Annotated in this window: 13 protein-coding genes; 4 read left to right on the top strand and 9 right to left on the bottom strand. The window is 60.4% G+C overall.

The window, feature by feature from the left end; translation table 11 throughout:
* The 7 genes from B3187_RS13305 to B3187_RS13275 form a co-directional block, all read right to left on the bottom strand.
* The coding region (locus B3187_RS13305; RefSeq protein WP_286806962.1) for a hypothetical protein at positions 1–218 on the bottom strand (218 nt) is incomplete at its 3' end.
* Between the two features lie 75 nt (positions 219–293).
* Positions 294–1,418 (bottom strand): lipid A deacylase LpxR family protein, encoded by a 1,125-nt coding sequence (locus tag B3187_RS13300; RefSeq protein ID WP_286806961.1) that lies wholly within the window; start codon positions 1,416–1,418, stop codon positions 294–296.
* 259 nt (positions 1,419–1,677) lie between these two features.
* Entirely contained in the window at positions 1,678–2,271 is a 594-nt protein-coding gene (locus B3187_RS13295) for a TetR/AcrR family transcriptional regulator (protein ID WP_024460739.1), read from the bottom strand.
* Between the two features lie 127 nt (positions 2,272–2,398).
* Complete coding sequence (locus B3187_RS13290) at positions 2,399–3,310, bottom strand: hypothetical protein (protein WP_286806960.1); 912 nt, start codon at positions 3,308–3,310, stop codon at positions 2,399–2,401.
* A gap of 96 nt (positions 3,311–3,406) precedes the next feature.
* The gene (locus tag B3187_RS13285; RefSeq protein ID WP_286806959.1) at positions 3,407–5,536 is read right to left on the bottom strand and encodes an MtrB/PioB family decaheme-associated outer membrane protein; all 2,130 of its coding nucleotides are present in this window, start codon (positions 5,534–5,536) and stop codon (positions 3,407–3,409) included.
* 13 nt (positions 5,537–5,549) lie between these two features.
* On the bottom strand, positions 5,550–6,443 hold the full coding sequence (locus tag B3187_RS13280) for a DmsE family decaheme c-type cytochrome (RefSeq protein WP_286806958.1): 894 nt from the start codon (positions 6,441–6,443) through the stop codon (positions 5,550–5,552).
* Between the two features lie 25 nt (positions 6,444–6,468).
* Positions 6,469–8,628 (bottom strand): OmcA/MtrC family decaheme c-type cytochrome, encoded by a 2,160-nt coding sequence (locus tag B3187_RS13275; protein ID WP_414673703.1) that lies wholly within the window; start codon positions 8,626–8,628, stop codon positions 6,469–6,471.
* Positions 8,629–8,947: 319 nt separating this feature from the next.
* Between B3187_RS13275 and B3187_RS13270 the strand changes: the two genes are divergently transcribed.
* Together B3187_RS13270 and B3187_RS13265 are read left to right on the top strand one after the other, a co-directional pair.
* Positions 8,948–9,589 (top strand): c-type cytochrome, encoded by a 642-nt coding sequence (locus B3187_RS13270; protein WP_286806956.1) that lies wholly within the window; start codon positions 8,948–8,950, stop codon positions 9,587–9,589.
* Positions 9,590–9,603: 14 nt separating this feature from the next.
* Positions 9,604–10,215, top strand: coding sequence for a NapC/NirT family cytochrome c (locus tag B3187_RS13265; RefSeq protein ID WP_286806955.1), 612 nt, complete (start codon positions 9,604–9,606; stop codon positions 10,213–10,215).
* Between the two features lie 61 nt (positions 10,216–10,276).
* On the opposite strand, the gene purU is transcribed toward B3187_RS13265, so the two are convergent.
* Both purU and B3187_RS13255 read right to left on the bottom strand, forming a co-directional pair.
* Positions 10,277–11,137 carry a formyltetrahydrofolate deformylase gene (gene purU, locus B3187_RS13260; RefSeq protein WP_286806954.1) on the bottom strand — a complete coding sequence of 287 codons (861 nt, stop codon included), beginning with the start codon at positions 11,135–11,137 and terminating at the stop codon, positions 10,277–10,279.
* Between the two features lie 86 nt (positions 11,138–11,223).
* Complete coding sequence (locus B3187_RS13255) at positions 11,224–12,141, bottom strand: AEC family transporter (protein ID WP_286806953.1); 918 nt, start codon at positions 12,139–12,141, stop codon at positions 11,224–11,226.
* A gap of 460 nt (positions 12,142–12,601) precedes the next feature.
* On the opposite strand from B3187_RS13255, the gene B3187_RS13250 reads away from it, so the two are divergent.
* Positions 12,602–15,556, top strand: coding sequence for a ribonucleoside-diphosphate reductase subunit alpha (locus B3187_RS13250; protein ID WP_286806952.1), 2,955 nt, complete (start codon positions 12,602–12,604; stop codon positions 15,554–15,556).
* 150 nt (positions 15,557–15,706) lie between these two features.
* Positions 15,707–16,605, top strand: an 899-nt coding sequence (locus B3187_RS13245; protein WP_286806951.1) for a ribonucleotide-diphosphate reductase subunit beta, incomplete at its 3' end; no start/stop codon positions are given.

Genomic DNA, 16,605 nt, shown 5'->3' with positions numbered 1-16,605 from the left:
GGCAGCACGATCAGCAGTGCGCCGTCATCCGCGAAATCCCGGCGCCAGTGGTCGGCGGCTTTTTTGTCATCGACGGTTTTGAACTCGACCGGCGAACCGGTAAAGAAGGTTTCGCGCACTTTATCCGGGGACATCTCCAGTCGCTTGGCCAGGTTGCCGATCACTTCCTGGCGCTGAAAGCCTGTGACCAGGTCGCCGGTAAACATCAGTCGATACATCGCTCGCTCCTTTTACCTAATGTCGCGGTGTGTCCCTCATCTTTACATATCCCGGCGGCATCTGCACGGGCATCATCAGCGAAAGGTGCGGGCCAGAATCAGGCCACCCCACAACAGATTGCGGTCCCCGGGGCCCTGTTTGATCTCCGAGCTGTGGCCGCGCACGACGTAACTGATGCGATACCCCTCCGCGAAGGCCACGGTATAGCCCAGCCAGGCTTCGAGCATGACTGAGCGCAGTTCACTCCGCTCAAAGGTGACTTCACTGTCGCGAAACTGCCCCTGCAGAAACGCGTTGTAGGCACGGGCTTTAACCGACACTCCGCCCCAGAAGTAATGCTCATCGACCGAAATACCGCTGTTGGTGTAGGAGGATTTCTCGCCATAACTCACCAATTCCGGGTTAAATGACGACCAGGCGGTGTGATAGTCGCCGCCACGAACCGACAAACTCCAGCTCGCCTCGGTGAGGTAGCCCACGGACCCCTGAACGGTGCTTTTGATTTCCAGGTTGTCGAACAGCGTGGCGACATGGTGTTGCCGCGCCACGGTATAGCGGGCCGTCAGTTCGCCGCCGTCGCTGATCTGATTGTCCCAGCCCCGGGCCGGCGTACTGCCGAGAATCGCATGGGATTCATTCTGCACATCCCCTACCAGATCCAGCCCGAGAACTCCCACGGTCAAGGTGCTTTTCCACGCCACCCGATTGCGGATATCCAGCCGCTCTCGGGAGTTCGCCAGGTATACCAGACCGGCATAGGGGCGATCGCCATACTGCGGTTGGACCACCTCGATCTCGCTGGGGGTAAACCCGAACAGCCCCGCTTCGCGGCTGTGCTTGCTGACCCCCACGGGGGAGAGATGCTCAAAGCCCAACGCCGAATCCAGCCAACCGAGCGGCGCGTCCAGAGAGAGCCAACCGTCTTTCGCGGACCGGCCGGTATAGGTGAAATTAAAACCATAGGTGTAATCCTGATCCTTGCCCCCCAGAGCGAGGTAATCATTATCAATGGCCAGCGCCCAGCTCGAACGCTCCGGCTCCGTATAGGGCAGCGATCGAATCGGCGCCGCAGGTCGTTTTTGATCCTCAATCAGCCAGGCCACCTGCAACGGTTCTTGGGCGCGAGTGCTCGGGACGGCCTCAGTCTCTAGCGTCTGCGCGCCAGCGGGCTCCGCCATCATCAACAGTGATACCACCATCCAGAGCGTTGCCGCCCCGAATAAAGTGACCGGTCGTCTTTTTTCTGTTCGTTCTTTTTTTGTTCGAGATTGCTCCGAATTCATTACCTTATTCCCCCAAGTTCAGATTCCAATCAACTATAGATGACCAGTCGTCTTCAAAAGCACACTCTTACACCTCGCAGCACTTATCAGCCCCGCCACCGACGGAGACCATTTTATGAAGCGCTGTAGAGGGTATTATTGTGGGTATAGAGACGAGTTCTGGTCGGCCAGCACGTCAGTTGGCGTTTACTTGTCCGACGACGATAGGCAAGAGCGCGAGAAAGGCATCCAGCGGCTCGCGGCATTTGGCGGCCTTCATCCGCATGACCGTGCCCTCCCAGGCATTGAACAGATACTCCGCCAGCACCGATGAGGGCTGCGGGCTGCTAAGGCTACCCTGCCGGCGGGCCTCTTCCAGCACCGCTTCGATCGCCTCGGTGTTATTGCGCAGTAGCTGGCGCACCTTCAGGCGAATGACCTCGCTGGAGTCCGACATCTCCTGGCACATGTTGCCGATAAAGCAGCCGCCGGTGACCCCGCTATCGCAGGCGCCGGTGTAGTCCCGGAAATACCGGGTCAGACGCTCCAGCGGCGGCAGACTGGTATCCTCCAGCAGCGCCCGGCTCTCCTGGTTGCGCGCCTCGGTGGCCCGCTCCAGTGCTTCCAGTGCAAAATCCTCCTTGCTTTTGAAGTAGGTATAAAAAGACCCTTTCGGCACCTCGGCGGCGTCGACAATGTCCTTGATACTGGTACCGTTGTAACCGTGGGTCGCCATGACACCCAGGCCAGCTTCCAGTAAGAGGTCTTTTTTTAACTCGCGCTTGCTCATGCCCATCAATATATGACCGGTCGTCTGGTTTTACAAGGGGATCGCTTATGGTTGTTTTCTATAAGCACCATAGGCCGGGGCATAATAGCCCGTTTTTCGTTCGTCAAAAACCCCAAAAAGGAGGCCGTCACTGGGCAGAGGTTCTGAGCCGCATGAGCGGCGGCAACTGGTACTGGGGTATCCAGTCAAGTTCGGGAAGTGGCGCCTCAAGCACAATCAGCCTCCGGTTCTCACCATGTATGGCCGCCAGCTCCTCGGCGAAATGACGCTGGAACAGTGCTTCCATGGAACCATCCTGCAATGCCCGCATCAGCCCCTGCTCCAGGCGAGCGGCCAGGGGACCCGCTTTGGCGCTGACATGAAACACCACCGGGAAGGGATAGTAGAGGTACAGATCCGGCACCAGCGCCAAGCCTCCGTTCGCCGGTTGGTGACTGGCCAACTCCCGACGCGCTTCGATGATGCCCAGAGACAGGTAGTCAAAGCGGCGTTGCTCCAGCATGGTGAACAGATTGCTGTAGCGGCCGGTGTCGTTTACCGGATAGCCATTGAGACGGAAAATGGCCACGTCCGGCCAGCGCTGTCCCTGCCCTACCGTCAATCGCTTCAGTTGATCCTCCGAGGTCACCTCGGCCATGGTTGGCAAGCTGTCCTCGCGGACGATCAATTGCCGGTAGCCCATCAGGCCGCCCAGAATCGGGATCGGGATGGAGATGATCTGCGCTTCCAGCGGCCCCTCTTTATCCCGCGCTGGTGCCGCGTAGACATTGATCGGGTACCCCGCGGCAAGTGCGCGACGCCCGCGCAGGGAGCCAAAATCCTCATCGTGGCGATTCAGATCATAGGCGGGGTAATCATCGGCAGTTTTTTCCAGGGCTAGCTGAAGCAGTTCGTACTCATAGCTGAGCCGCCCTTCGGTGCTGTCCCAGAACCGGACTTCCACGGCCGGGGCGTTTTCCCCAGTTGCACACCAGCCGGCATGGGTACCAATGCCGAAAACGAGAAACAACCACCATGCTTTGTGAAGAGTCTTAAGCATTATTATCATTCTGAACGCAAGGTTAGTCACGCAAACTTAACGGATTGACCCTGACGACACAAGCCCCTCTGCACTGGACTCAAAGTCGGGGCCGAACTACCAGAACTGGTATGTCAGGCTGACCTGCCCAAACTGCACCGAATAGCGAGGGCTTTGCTGGCCGCTGGCAAGCAGGTTGGCCACCGTATCCGGCGCCACCGTGTCGATGAAAAAGTCGGCACTCCGATAGCGCTCAACCCCATAACTCAGGCCCAGAGAGAGTGGCTCGGACCACTGGTATCGGGCGAACAGCTCCAGCCGGCTCAGGTGGGTTTTAAGGTCCGGAAAAGGCGCTGCATTGGCCCGAGTCTCCATTTCAATCACCCCTCGTCCGTAGGAGTAACCATAATCCAGGCCCACATCCAGCCCATTAAGCAGCGCTTCGCGCTCAATGCCGACCCCAAAGGTATCCAACTGATCTCGTTGGTGGCCGGTCCAGTCGGGCGTGGAAAAGTTATCGCTACCGGCCTGATCCGAGTCGATTCGTTGACGGGTCGCGAAGGCATAGAGTGACAGATTCTCTGTCGGCCGCACCGATACATCCAGGCTGTGAGACCGGTCGCGCGCCTCCGTCAAACCAATCCGGGTATTGAAATAATCGTCCTTGGCGTAATCCAGGGAAACGCTGAGCGTCATCCAGTCCCGTGGTAAGTAATTGACACTGGCGCGAACCTGATCACGATCGCGCTCGCCCAGATGATAGCGCCGCAACAGGGGGTTCTCCCCCGGTACGAGGTCGTCCAGAGGCCGATAGTGCTCGACAAAACGCCGGCGCTCCTGCCCGCCCTTGAGCCGAACATCGAGCGTCTGTGTCAAGGCGGCGCGGACTTCACCCCAGTAGTCGGTGGTACTGGTTTTTTCCGTTTCCTGAAAGCTGCGCTCCATGGTTTCCCGGGATAAACCCGCCGAGACGGTGGTTCCATCCCCCGTCTTGAGATCGGCGCGCAGCTTGCCGCCGGCACGCTCAAAACTGTAGGGCCGATTGAACTGTGTGGGGGCTACCGCCAGATCCGAGCGCACCGGGGTAAACTCAGAGCGCGGGGTGCGGTTGTCGCGATCGTCATAATACAGTTCAGCCACCACACTCAACGCCAACCCAGGTTGGATCAGCGCACGCACCTGGCCATTGAGCGTATCGACCCGACCATCCAGGCTGAGAGCGGGCTGATTGACGTCGCCCACCCAGGGGTTGATGGTCGCCGGCAGAAAGGCTTCATCCTGCCGCAGGCGGCCCACGGCGAGTCTGCCCGAGGCTTGCAACAGGCGGCCCGGTTGCCAGCGACCGGACAGCGTCAGTTGATGAAAATCATTGCCCGGCTCTTGCGCCAGACGGCCGCGATCACCGCCTTCGACCAGGGCGCTGAAGGGGTTATCCCAGGTCACCGAATCGGCGTTATTGTCGAACTGCGAACCGTGATAGGCCGCCTGCAGGTACCAGCGGTCTTCCCGGTAGGAAAGCCGCGCATCCATCCGTTCGGTCACCCGATCAACTCCAATGGGCAACACGACGGCGGTATTCAGAAAACTGGCGCCCTGAAGCCTGGTGCCCTGCTGTTCGGTACGACGAAAATCAACGCCGTAATCCCAACGATCGTTGCGCCGGGCACCCGCGTTCAGCCCGTAAGTCTCGCGCTCCAACGTCGGGGAAAAACGCTTCAGGCTCGGGTCGAGCTGGCTCATCCCCTGCGTTGTGGACGCTCGCTCCCAGTTGGCGGGCAGGGTCAACACCTGGGTGCCGACACCGAGAAAAGGGGTCTGCGCCTGCTCCGCCACAAAGTGGGGAATCTGCTGGTATTCAAACCCGATGTCATAGCGTCCCTGCTCACCGTACAGAAGCCGCACTTGACGTGAGTCGAGCCCCAGGTTTTTGGCCTGTGCCTCGGCATAGGTGCCCTGCTCATTGCGCGTCCTGACTTCCAGCTCACCCAACCAATAAGGGCCGCTTTCATCCAGTCCGGTGTAATCACCAAACTTGGCGGAACTCTCGGACACATGCCCCACCCCGGCGGTGACACGCCCCTCCCGCTGGCTCTGCTCCGGGCACAGGCTACAGGCCCACTCGGCGGTGTCCGCAGACGGCCAATAGCCTTGAGCAAGACTGTTCTGACTGCCGAGACCCACAGCCACCATAAGGCAGCCCGTCATCCAGACATGCGCGGGGCGGTGGCGAAGACAGACGGTTTCCATCAGTAACCTCCCGCTAACGACTCAGGTTACGGCCCGAGGGATGATTGGAGCCATGCACCTGCGAATGGCAATTGGTGCAGCTACCGCCCAGCAAAGCGGCGGACGGACGACCGTCCGGCAAGCGTTCCCCCGTTTGGGCAATACTGGGGTGGCCGGCCCGCGAGTGACACTCCTGACACAACAAAGGTGCCCGGCGGCGCAACAGCGAGTCGTGATTGGAGCCGTGAGGGACATGGCAGGAGGCACAATCTTCGGCCGCTGGCGCATGCTCCCAAAGAAAAGGCCCGCGTTTTTCCGCATGACACTCTAAACAGGTTTCATTCAGTGTCCCACGCACCAGCATGGCGTCGTTCAGCGTACCGTGCGGCTGATGACATTCAGTGCAGGCCATCTGCCCCTGACGCATCGGGTGGGTCGAGGCCTGGAGGCTCTGCGCCCGCTCCCGGGTGTGACAGTCAAAACACACACCCGCCTGCTCCTGCCGGTTCATGACCGGGTCGTGCGGTGAGTGTACCGAGTGACAGCTCGTGCAGGTGAGCCCCTGACGCTCGTGCACACTGCCCTGCCAATGGTTGCGCTCCTGTGACTGATGACAGCTCAGGCAAATGGCCACCTCCTGTTCGCGGCTGGCGCGTCCCTGATGAGCAAACGCCAAAGGAGCGGGCCGCTCCTGCCCTGGACGCAGCCTGCCCGCATGGTCGCCTCCCGGGCCGTGACAGCTCTCGCACTGCTGTTGCGCAAACGGCGTTCCCGGATCGCTGGCCACCGCATGGGGCGTACTGAAGATACCCTCGACAGTGTCGCCACTATGACAACGCAGGCAGGTATCCGCCCCCTGATCGGAAAACGCCGGCAGCGCTTCATGAACATCAGTCTGGGCCAGGGCCCCGCCTGTCAGCAGGGCCACCAAGACAACCAGAGCAGTCGTTGCTTTAGCGTAAACCATGGACACGTTCTACATCGGCAATTTGGCCGGGGCCGTGGCACACCGAACAGGTCTCGGTCACTGCGGCATCCAGCACCTCCTGAGTCTGATCGAACACACCCCCGTTGAGAATCATATGGGTCTGCGCCAGGTCATTCGTGTGGCAGGAGCCACAGGCGGCGCTCGCCTCCGATACTTTCAGGTGCACGGATGGGTCGGCGGGATTCCCCTCGGTCAGCACAGTGGTGCCCAGCACAGTGGCCGGCAGTGGTAACTGATAACCATCGTCCGTGTGGCAGGCCAGGCAATCACCCGCGCTGCGTGGGTAGCGCACCTCGCTGAAGTCGTAGCCCGTATTGCCAAAGCCATACGCCACATAGGGCTCATCCCGAACTTCAGAACCGTGAATGGCATGAATCATATACTTGAAGTGCACCGACTGTTCGGGTAAGCCATCCAGCATGGAAATACCTTCAACCACGGTATCCCCCGCGCGTCGGGCCAGGTCTGTGGTATTGGGGTTGTGGCAAATTGCACAGAGCTGCACTTCATCGGTTCGCTGGCCGCCATGAAAGGCCAACGCATCATTACGACTGTGGCACGTCTGGCACTTTTGCGTTTCCACCACCTGACGGCGCGGAACCGGTTCGGAGTCGGTAATGGCAAAGTACTTCACCGCCCCGGTAATCGGAATCTGGAAGCCCTCGTCCGGATCAACGGCCCGACCTTCCATACCCACCACACCGGAACCGGTGGCATCTCCGGGCAAGGCGCCGGTTGCCGAAATGGTAAAAGTACCATCGTTATTGTCCGTCGCATTCTGATTCACATTGGCCACCGACAATCCTGCCGCCGGTCCATGCACATAATCCCGGGTATCCCAGCCGATACGGATCGACAGACTCGCACCCGGGCCAAACAGAGGATCTTCCAGAATATCGTAGGGCGCGTCATCGTTGGTGGGGTCGGTAACCGAGAAGGTCACGGTCGGGGTTTCATTCTGGCCGGTGGCAATCACCTCCAGCAGGTTAAAGTGAAACTGCTGCGCCGCTACCTGCCCCGGTATGGCATGGCTCGCCAGCACATCCCCCGCAAACCCGCCCGGCTTATGGCAGATGGTGCACTCACTGTTGTTCGTGGCCGGATGGCCCACACCCGCCACAAAATCAATATCGTCATGGCAGGAACCGCAGGCTTCCATACTGGGTTTTTCGACTATTTGGAGCGCCTGTGGGGTGGCCTCATCGTCCGGATCATGACAGGTCAGGCAGTTGCGTGGATCCTGAGGATGAACCACATCGGAAAAATCGCTGGGCGAGTTACGAAACCCCCAGAGAATGTAGTCTTCGCCACTCTGAACGCTGGGCAGCCGCTCCCCCATATGGATCTTATGAATCATCTCGCGAAAATCCAGGGAGTGGCCACTCTGGGCATCAACGCTTCCCGGGTTGTGGCAGGTCACGCAGTAATCGACATCGACCCGACCGCCACCGTGCAGTGCCAGGTCATTCCCGTGACAGCTGCTGCAGGATTCCTGGGAAACAATTTTACGATGATCAATATCCTGTTCCGGGGTCAGACCGGTCGAGGGCTGAAAGGTATACACCGCATTGGCCGCGGGTAGGGATTCACCCCGAAAACTACCGCCCACCTGCAGGCCCACCCGGTGGGTCAACTCCGGCTCGTACTCGACCACCAGCGGCGCACTCACGGCATTGAGATCAAGGCCAAAGGTATAGTGGTAGCTGCCATCACCATTACTGACCAACGCCCCCTCGCTGCTACTTTCGGTGGTGGCCTGAATGACCGTCTCGGTGCCGGGCCAGGGACCCTCCCCCGGGACTTCCTCGCGGTTAATGTAACTTTGCCAGGCGCTGCTGTTACCCTCGGTGCCCGGCACCAGTTTGGCAACCGTAAAGTCGAGCTGTTCCAGATAGGAAAAAGGATAGCCGTCCTGGTCAAGCACCAGGAAGTCGACCACGACCGAGTCCTCAATGCTGACCTCGGTAATATCAACCTTCAGGGCCGTGGGGACTGGGCCCGCGCCACCGCCCGGTGGCCCGGGTTCACCCGGAGGCCCCGATGGCCCGGGAGCGCCAGCCGTCCCCGTCGGGCCGGAGTCGCCGTCACACCCGAGCAAACCAAGCAGCAACAAAGCGCCAACCATCACACTCCAAAAGCGGGCGCGCCGAGATGGGTCCGAATTCATGATCCTTCCCCCGTGTTGATCCTAATGGAACCCTGGTGAAACTCAACAACAGGCTGACCAGCGCTCACTGAAACCGCGTACCCCTGCACCGCGTATCCCTACACAATGTACCCTCTGCCCCTCCCGTTTATTGACACAGATCAACCCATAATCCGATTCTGCAAAGAACGCCGCAAATATCCGATGACGCCCGCCGGTTTGTGTTATTCGTTAAAGAGCACACCTAACTATCCCGCACTGTCCTGAACGACCAAGGATTCATTCATGGGAGGTCTTCATGCACACATCACATTCTGCCCTACGCGAACCCGTCCGCGTTGTATTCTGGCTGCTGGCGACGCTGCTATGGGCAAGCGTAAGTTCAGTGTGGGCCGAAGCGCCTACCGAAGCCGAAGCCTGCGCCAGTTGTCATGGCGAAAAGGGTATAAGCCAGGATGGTGATATTCCCATCATTGCCGGTGCCTCGAATTTCTTTCTGGAAAACCAGCTCTTTCTGTTTCGGGATAAAGGTCGCCCCTGTGCGGGCGAATTGTTCAGTCAACGGGCGGAGTCGCCCCCTAAACCTGACCACTGCGCCCTGGCGGCCGACTGGTCCGATGACGACATAGCAAAAATCGCTGGTTACTTTTCCGCGCTACCTCATCAAAGTGCCGAACAGTCTTTCGATACCGAATTGGCGCAAATCGGAAAAGCCATCCATGAACGCAGTTGCGATCGCTGCCACGCCGAAGGAGGCAGCCTGGCCTTGGACGACGCTGGCATACTCGCTGGCCAGTGGCGGCCCTATCTGATTCGCACCCTGGAAAGCTTTCGTGCGGGGGAGCGCTGGCAGGAAGAAAAAATGGCCGACGCAACGGCCAAACTTCCGGATGACGACATCAAAGCACTGGCCGAGTACTACGTCAGTGTGGGCCAATAGCGGGGAGTCACACCATGAGCGATAACGACGAACCTCCACCGCCAACCGAGCAGAGCAAACGCAGACGGTTTGGCCGCTGGCTATGGGCCCGACCCCGACGCTGGTTTCTGTTCGGAATTCCCGCCGGAGGATTTCTGGCGTTTGTGATCGGCATCGGTTTTTGGATCAGTTTTGACACCACCGTCAAAGCCACCAACACCCTGGAGTTCTGTACTTCCTGCCACAGCATGCAACAGTTCGTGTTTACGGAGTACCAGAACAGCAGCCATTACAATAACCGCAGCGGGGTTAGGGTCGTCTGTGCAGATTGCCATGTGCCCAACGCTTTCTTCCCAAAGATGGCCGCCAAAATGAAAGCGACCGTGGTCGAACTACCCTCGCACTTTATGGGCCGCATTGACACCGAGGAGGAGTTTAACGCGCACAAACCCGCCATGGCCGAACGCGTTTGGGCACGCATGCGGGCAACGGATTCACGCGAATGCCGGAGCTGCCACAGCTACGATGCCATGGCCGAGACGCTGCAGAACCGACAGGCGGTACGCCGTCACTCGCTGGAGTATCGAGAAGCCACCGGTCGCACCTGCATCGACTGCCACCAGGGAATTGCCCACAGCCTGCCGTAAAAATCAAAGGGGTCAGAGTCGTTTGATCCAAAGAATCAAACGACTCTGACCCCTTTGATTTTTACCGTGCGAAAACCACCGTCTTGCTGCCATTGAGCAGCACCCGGTGCTCGGCGTGCCAGCGCACCGCGCGATTGAGCACCACGGCCTCGATGTCCCGGCCGATTTCCGCCATTTCCTCGGGCAGGTTCACGTGGGAGACGCGTTCGACGGACTGCTCGATGATCGGGCCTTCATCCAGATCGGCGGTCACGAAGTGGGCGGTGGCGCCGATCAGCTTGACCCCGCGCTCGTAGGCCTGGTGGTAAGGCTTGGCGCCCTTGAAGCCGGGCAGGAAGGAATGGTGAATATTGATGGCCTTGCCGTTGAGTTTGCGGCACAGGTCATCGGAGAGAATCTGCATGTAGCGGGCCAGCACCAGGCACTCGACCTCATGCGCCTCGATCAGGGACCAGATCTGCGCTTCCTGCTCGGCCTTGGTATCGGGGGTAACCGGCAAGTAGTGGAACGGCAGCTCGTACCATTCGGTCAGGTCCCGCATCACTTCATGGTTGGACACCACCCCGACGATATCGATGGGCAGGGAGCCGTTTTTCCAGTTGTTGAGCAGGCTGTTCAGGCAGTGGCCCCACTGGGACACCGCAATCAGCACCTTGGGCTTGCAGTCCACATCGTAAATCGCCCAGTCCATGCCGTACTTCTCGCCCACCGGCCGGAACAGCTCGCGGATCGCGGGCAGCTCATAGCCCTGGGGGCACTCGAACACGGTGCGCATAAAGAAGCGCCGCTGGGTCACATCCTCAAACTGGGAGGACTCGCGGATATTGAAGCCGCGTTGGGCGAACAGACTGGCCACCGCCGCCACAAGGCCCTGGGCATCCTGACAACTGAAGGTAAGTACTACTTCCCGCACACCGGCCATGGAACAATTCCTGATATCGAATAGAGAATGAACAATAGATGAAAGGCTGCAAGACTACTGGATTGCGGACAAGGGGCTCAAGTGCTTTATGGCGCGACCGGGGTGGTACCGGCCAGAGGCAACACAAACACCAGCACAATCGGTAGCACCACAAACGCCAGCAGCGTGGACATCAGTACCATGGCGGCCACTTCCTGAGGGGCCCGGTCATAGCGCAGGGCCAGCAGGTAATTGAAGATGGCGACCGGCATGGCGCCCTGGAGCACCGCGACCCCGAGCGCCTCACCCTCCAGCCCGATCAGCCGCGCGGCCAGATAGGCGAGCGCCAGACCGCCCAACACCCGCAAGGTACTGAAGGCCAGACTGAGCCGCCAGGCCACCAGTTTCAGGCGCGCGAGGGAAACCCCAAGGGTCAGAATCATCAGCGGTATGGCAAAGCCCCCCATCAGGTCCACCGTATTGGCCAGCCACAGCGGCAGCGTGGTATCGGTCAGCAACAGCGCCACCGCCAGCACCATGGCGTAGAGCACCGGCTGGCGCCCCAGTGCCTTGAGCCGTGCGCCCAGCCCCTCGGCGCGGGACACCATCATGATGCCCACGGTAAAGGTACTGAGGGTCATCACCATAAACGCGGCCAGCGCCAGGGCCAGCCCGGTATCGCCAAAGGCGAACAGGCACAGCGGCAGACCCAGGTTGCCGTTGTTGGGGAACATCAGAGAGGGAATATAGTGGACCGGCGGCAGCTTCAGCCAGCGGGTCAGCAGGTAACCAATCACGCCCATGCTCAGAATCACCACCGCCGCCGCCAAGGCCACGCCGCCCATGATGCTCGGCTCCACCTCGACCCGCGCCATGACCGAGACAATCAGGCAGGGGGTGGCGATGTTCATCACCGCGCGGGAGACAAACTCGGATGGGTAGTCGGCACCGGAGCGCACCCAGCCGTAGCCGATAGCGGTTCCGATAAACAGCGGGGCCATAATGGCCGCTAATTCCGCGAACATGTCGCTCCTAATGTCGCGTGGTGGTCAGGACGGTCAACCCCCATTGTACCGGAATGCGAGCGACACACTAGCGCAAAAAGGCCGCTATGTTATTTTTGGCGATAACAGCCAAAGCCGGTAGAATAAAAAAATCTATTCAGCCCACATTGGCCAACTTTACACCACTTTCAGGGTCCCCCTCCCTGAGGACGCGGCCCGCAGGATAGTGATCACTGACATGACGATTTACACACATTTTATCCACAGGCCATCCCCGTTTTTGTCCGCTTGCATTCCCGCCCAAAGCGCATTATCTTGTAGCGCATTCACCCGGTACCCCTATATATAGGGTTTTTCGATACCCCGCCCCAACGCTTCACGCTGTGCGCGGTACCGGGTTATCCAGTTTCACCAAACACCCGTCACCTGCCCAGGGTGACCGCTTACAGTCACGGAATTCAGATCGCTCGCGGAGACGTCCATGCACACAGAAACCGACTCACAGAACACCACCACCGGCTCCCAGCCCCACACGGAAGGCTCATCGCAGCAGCGCAGTGCCTCCAACCTCTCGGCCACCGCGCCTGGCCAGGTTCGGGTCATCAAGCGCAACGGCACCGTGGTCCCCTACGACCCCAGCAAAATCGCTGTCGCCATGACCAAGGCCTTCCTGGCCGTGGAAGGTGGTACCGCCGCCGCCTCGCGCCGGGTGCGCGAGACCGTGGAAAACCTGACCGGTCAGATCACCGCCACCTTCAAGCGGCGCATGCCCTCCGGCGGCACCATTCATATTGAAGAGGTGCAGGATCAGGTCGAGCTGGTGCTGATGCGCTCCGGCGAGCACAAAATCGCCCGGGACTACGTTCTCTACCGCGAAGAGCACGCCCGCCTGCGGGCCGAGAAGCAGCCGGCCGCCAGCGCCGACACCCAGGCCGAAGACCCGGAATACCCCACCATCGAAGTCACCCTGGACGACGGCAGCAAAGCCCCGCTGGACACCCAGCGCCTGCGCACCATCGTGCGTGAAGCCTGCGCCGGCCTGACTGACGTGAGCGAAAAGGCCATTCTCGATGAGGCTATGCGCAACCTCTATAACGGCGTGAGCCTGCGCGATGTGAACACCTCCCTGGTGATCACCGCCCGCACCCTGGTGGAAAAAGAGCCCAACTACACCTACGCCACCGCCCGCCTGCTGCTCGACAAGCTGCGCGCCGAGGCGCTGAGCTTCCTGGGTGTGGCCGACTTCGCCACCCAGGCGGAAATGGAAACCTACTACGCCCAGGCCCTGCCCGCCTATATTCAGAAAGGCGTCGAGCTGGAGCTGCTGGCCCCGGAGCTGCTGAGCTTCGACCTGGAAAAGCTGGGCAAGGCGATCATCGCCGAGCGCGACCTGCAGTTCACCTACCTGGGCCTGCAGACCCTGTATGACCGCTATTTCATTCACAGCAACGATGTGCGCATCGAGCTGCCCCAGGTGTTCTTCATGCGCGTGGCCATGGGCCTGGCCGTGGAAGAAGACAACCGCGAAGAGCGCGCCATCGAGTTCTACAAGCTGCTCAGCTCCTTCGACTACATGAGCTCCACCCCGACCCTGTTCAACGCCGGCACCCTGCGTCCGCAGCTGTCCTCCTGCTACCTGACCACGGTACCGGACGACTTGCACGGCATTTACGGCGCGATTCAGGACAACGCCATGCTGAGCAAATTCGCCGGCGGTCTGGGTAACGACTGGACTCCCGTACGCTCTCTGGGCGCCTACATCAAAGGCACCAACGGCCGTTCCCAGGGCGTGGTGCCCTTCCTGAAAGTCGCCAACGACACCGCCGTGGCGGTGAACCAGGGCGGCAAGCGCAAAGGCGCCGTCTGTGCCTACCTGGAAACCTGGCACCTGGACATCGAAGAGTTCGTCGAGCTGCGTAAAAACACCGGTGACGACCGTCGCCGCACCCACGACATGAACACCGCCAACTGGGTACCGGACCTGTTCATGAAGCGCGTGTTCGACGACGGCGAGTGGACCCTCTTCTCCCCGAACGACGTACCGGACCTGCACGACCTGTACGGCAAAGCCTTCGAGGAGCGCTACAACGAATACGAGCGCATGTGCGAAACCGGCGAGATGCGCCTGTACAAAAAAGTACGCGCGCTGGACCTGTGGCGCAAGATGCTGGGCATGCTGTTTGAAACCGGTCACCCCTGGATCACCTTCAAGGACGCCTGCAACCTGCGCAGCCCGCAGCAGCACGCCGGTGTGGTGCACTCCTCCAACCTGTGCACCGAGATCACCCTGAACACCAAGGCCAATGAAGAAATCGCCGTGTGCAACCTGGGTTCCGTGAACCTGGCCCAGCACATCGTCGACGGCAAGCTCGACCATGACAAACTGGCGAAAACCGTCAAAACCGCCATTCGCATGCTCGATAACGTCATCGACATCAACTACTACTCCGTGGACAGCGCGCGCAACTCCAACCTGCGCCACCGCCCGATCGGCCTGGGCCTGATGGGCTTCCAGGACGCCCTGTACCGTCAGCGCCTGGCCTACGGCTCGGACGAAGCGGTGCAGTTTGCCGACCTGTCCATGGAAGCGATCAGCTACCACGCGATCAAGGCCTCCTGCGAGCTGGCCAAAGAACGCGGCCGCTACGCCACCTTCGAAGGCTCACTGTGGAGCCAGGGCATCATGCCCATCGACTCCATCCAGAAGCTGGCCGAAGAGCGCGGCGAGAAGTACATCGAAATGGACCTGAGCCAGACCCTGGACTGGGACAGCCTGCGCGAGGAAGTGAAGGCCAACGGCATGCGTAACTCCAACGTCATGGCCATCGCCCCGACCGCCACCATCGCCAACATCACCGGCGTGAGCCAGTCCATCGAACCCACGTATCAGAACCTGTACGTGAAATCGAACCTGTCCGGCGAATTCACCGTGGTGAACCCCTACCTGGTGCACGACCTGAAAGCGCGCGGCCTGTGGGACAACGTGATGGTCAACGACCTGAAATACTACGAAGGCACCGTACAGCCCATCGACCGTGTACCGGACGACCTGAAAGCGCTGTACGCCACCGCCTTTGAAGTGGAACCCAAGTGGATCGTGGACGCCGCCAGCCGCCGCCAGAAGTGGATCGACCAGGCCCAGAGCCTGAACCTCTACATCGCCGGCGCCAACGGCAAAAAGCTGGACATCACCTACCGCATGGCATGGTTCCGTGGCCTGAAAACCACCTACTACCTGCGTGCCCTGGCCGCCAGCACCACCGAAAAATCCACCATCACCACCGGCACGCACAACGCCGTGTCCTCCAGTGGCGGCGGCGTAGCAGCCGCCAGCGCCGCAGGTGCCAGTGCAGCAGCCCCCGCCACCAATGGCGAAGCCGCACCAGTACCCAAGGCCTGCTCCCTGGACGACCCAGACTGCGAAGCCTGCCAGTAACGGCAATGACCGACGCAGGGTTTGGGACCGACCGATACTCGCTCCCAAACCCCGCGTAGGGCGGATAAGGCCAAAGGCCGCATCCGCCGTAACCCAAACTCAACGCGCCACCAAACCGTGACGCAAAACCAAACAACAGAGGAAAGCGCCATGCTAAGTTGGGACGATTTCGACGCCGCCGAAGAAACCCCGCAGAAAGCCAAACCGGCCCCGCAACCCGCGCGCGCCCCGGAACCCGAGCCCAAGGTCCAGGAACCGGCCGCCAGCTACGACAGCGCCCCCGCCCAGGCCGCGGCCGCCGCCGAAGCCACCCAGAGCAACGGCAACGTCTCCGACGCCGTCGCCGAGGCTCGCGAATCCCTCGAACACCTCGACGTCGCCCCCGGCCTCGAAGAACTCGAAATGGGCGCCTCGCGCATCGAAGTTGACGACAAAATGATGATCAACTGCCGCGCCGACCTCAACCAGCTCGTACCCTTCAAATACGACTGGGCTTGGCAGAAATACCTGGACGGCTGCGCCAACCACTGGATGCCCCAGGAAGTGAACATGACCGCGGACATTTCCCTGTGGAAAAGCCGCGACGGCCTGACCGACGACGAGCGTCGCATCATCATGCGCAGCCTGGGCTACTTTTCCACTGCCGACTCCCTGGTCGCCAACAACCTGGTGCTGGCCATCTACCGGCTGATCACCAACCCGGAGTGCCGCCAGTACATCCTGCGTCAGGCGTTTGAAGAAGCCATTCACACCCACGCCTACCAGTACTGCATCGAATCCCTGGGCATGGACGAAGCGGAAGTGTTCAACATGTACCGCGAGCTGCCCTCCGTGGCCGCCAAGGCCGCCTGGAGCCTCAAGCACACCCAGACCCTGGGCGACCCCACCTTCAACACCGGCACCCCGGAAGCCGACCAGGAACTGCTGCGCAACCTGGTGGCCTTCTACGCCGTCACCGAAGGCATCTTCTTCTACTGCGGCTTCAGCCAGATCCTGTCCATGGGCCGCCGCAACAAGATGACCGGCGTGGCCGAGCAGTTCCAGTACAT

The sequence above is a fragment of the Marinimicrobium sp. UBA4209 genome (assembly GCF_002381585.1).
Classification (GTDB): domain Bacteria; phylum Pseudomonadota; class Gammaproteobacteria; order Pseudomonadales; family Cellvibrionaceae; genus Marinimicrobium; species Marinimicrobium koreense.
The sequence above is the reverse complement of the archived record's forward strand: the minus strand, read 5'-3'. Positions and strand labels throughout refer to the sequence as shown.

Coding starts and splice junctions, on each gene's coding strand:
- B3187_RS13300 (WP_286806961.1), bottom strand. CDS start 1,418: ATGGTGGTATCACTGTTGATGATGGCGGAGCCCGCTGGCGCGCAGACG.
- B3187_RS13295 (WP_024460739.1), bottom strand. CDS start 2,271: ATGAGCAAGCGCGAGTTAAAAAAAGACCTCTTACTGGAAGCTGGCCTG.
- B3187_RS13290 (WP_286806960.1), bottom strand. CDS start 3,310: ATGCTTAAGACTCTTCACAAAGCATGGTGGTTGTTTCTCGTTTTCGGC.
- B3187_RS13285 (WP_286806959.1), bottom strand. CDS start 5,536: ATGGAAACCGTCTGTCTTCGCCACCGCCCCGCGCATGTCTGGATGACG.
- B3187_RS13275 (WP_414673703.1), bottom strand. CDS start 8,628: ATGGTTGGCGCTTTGTTGCTGCTTGGTTTGCTCGGGTGTGACGGCGAC.
- B3187_RS13270 (WP_286806956.1), top strand. CDS start 8,948: ATGCACACATCACATTCTGCCCTACGCGAACCCGTCCGCGTTGTATTC.
- B3187_RS13265 (WP_286806955.1), top strand. CDS start 9,604: ATGAGCGATAACGACGAACCTCCACCGCCAACCGAGCAGAGCAAACGC.
- purU (WP_286806954.1), bottom strand. CDS start 11,137: ATGGCCGGTGTGCGGGAAGTAGTACTTACCTTCAGTTGTCAGGATGCC.
- B3187_RS13255 (WP_286806953.1), bottom strand. CDS start 12,141: ATGTTCGCGGAATTAGCGGCCATTATGGCCCCGCTGTTTATCGGAACC.
- B3187_RS13250 (WP_286806952.1), top strand. CDS start 12,602: ATGCACACAGAAACCGACTCACAGAACACCACCACCGGCTCCCAGCCC.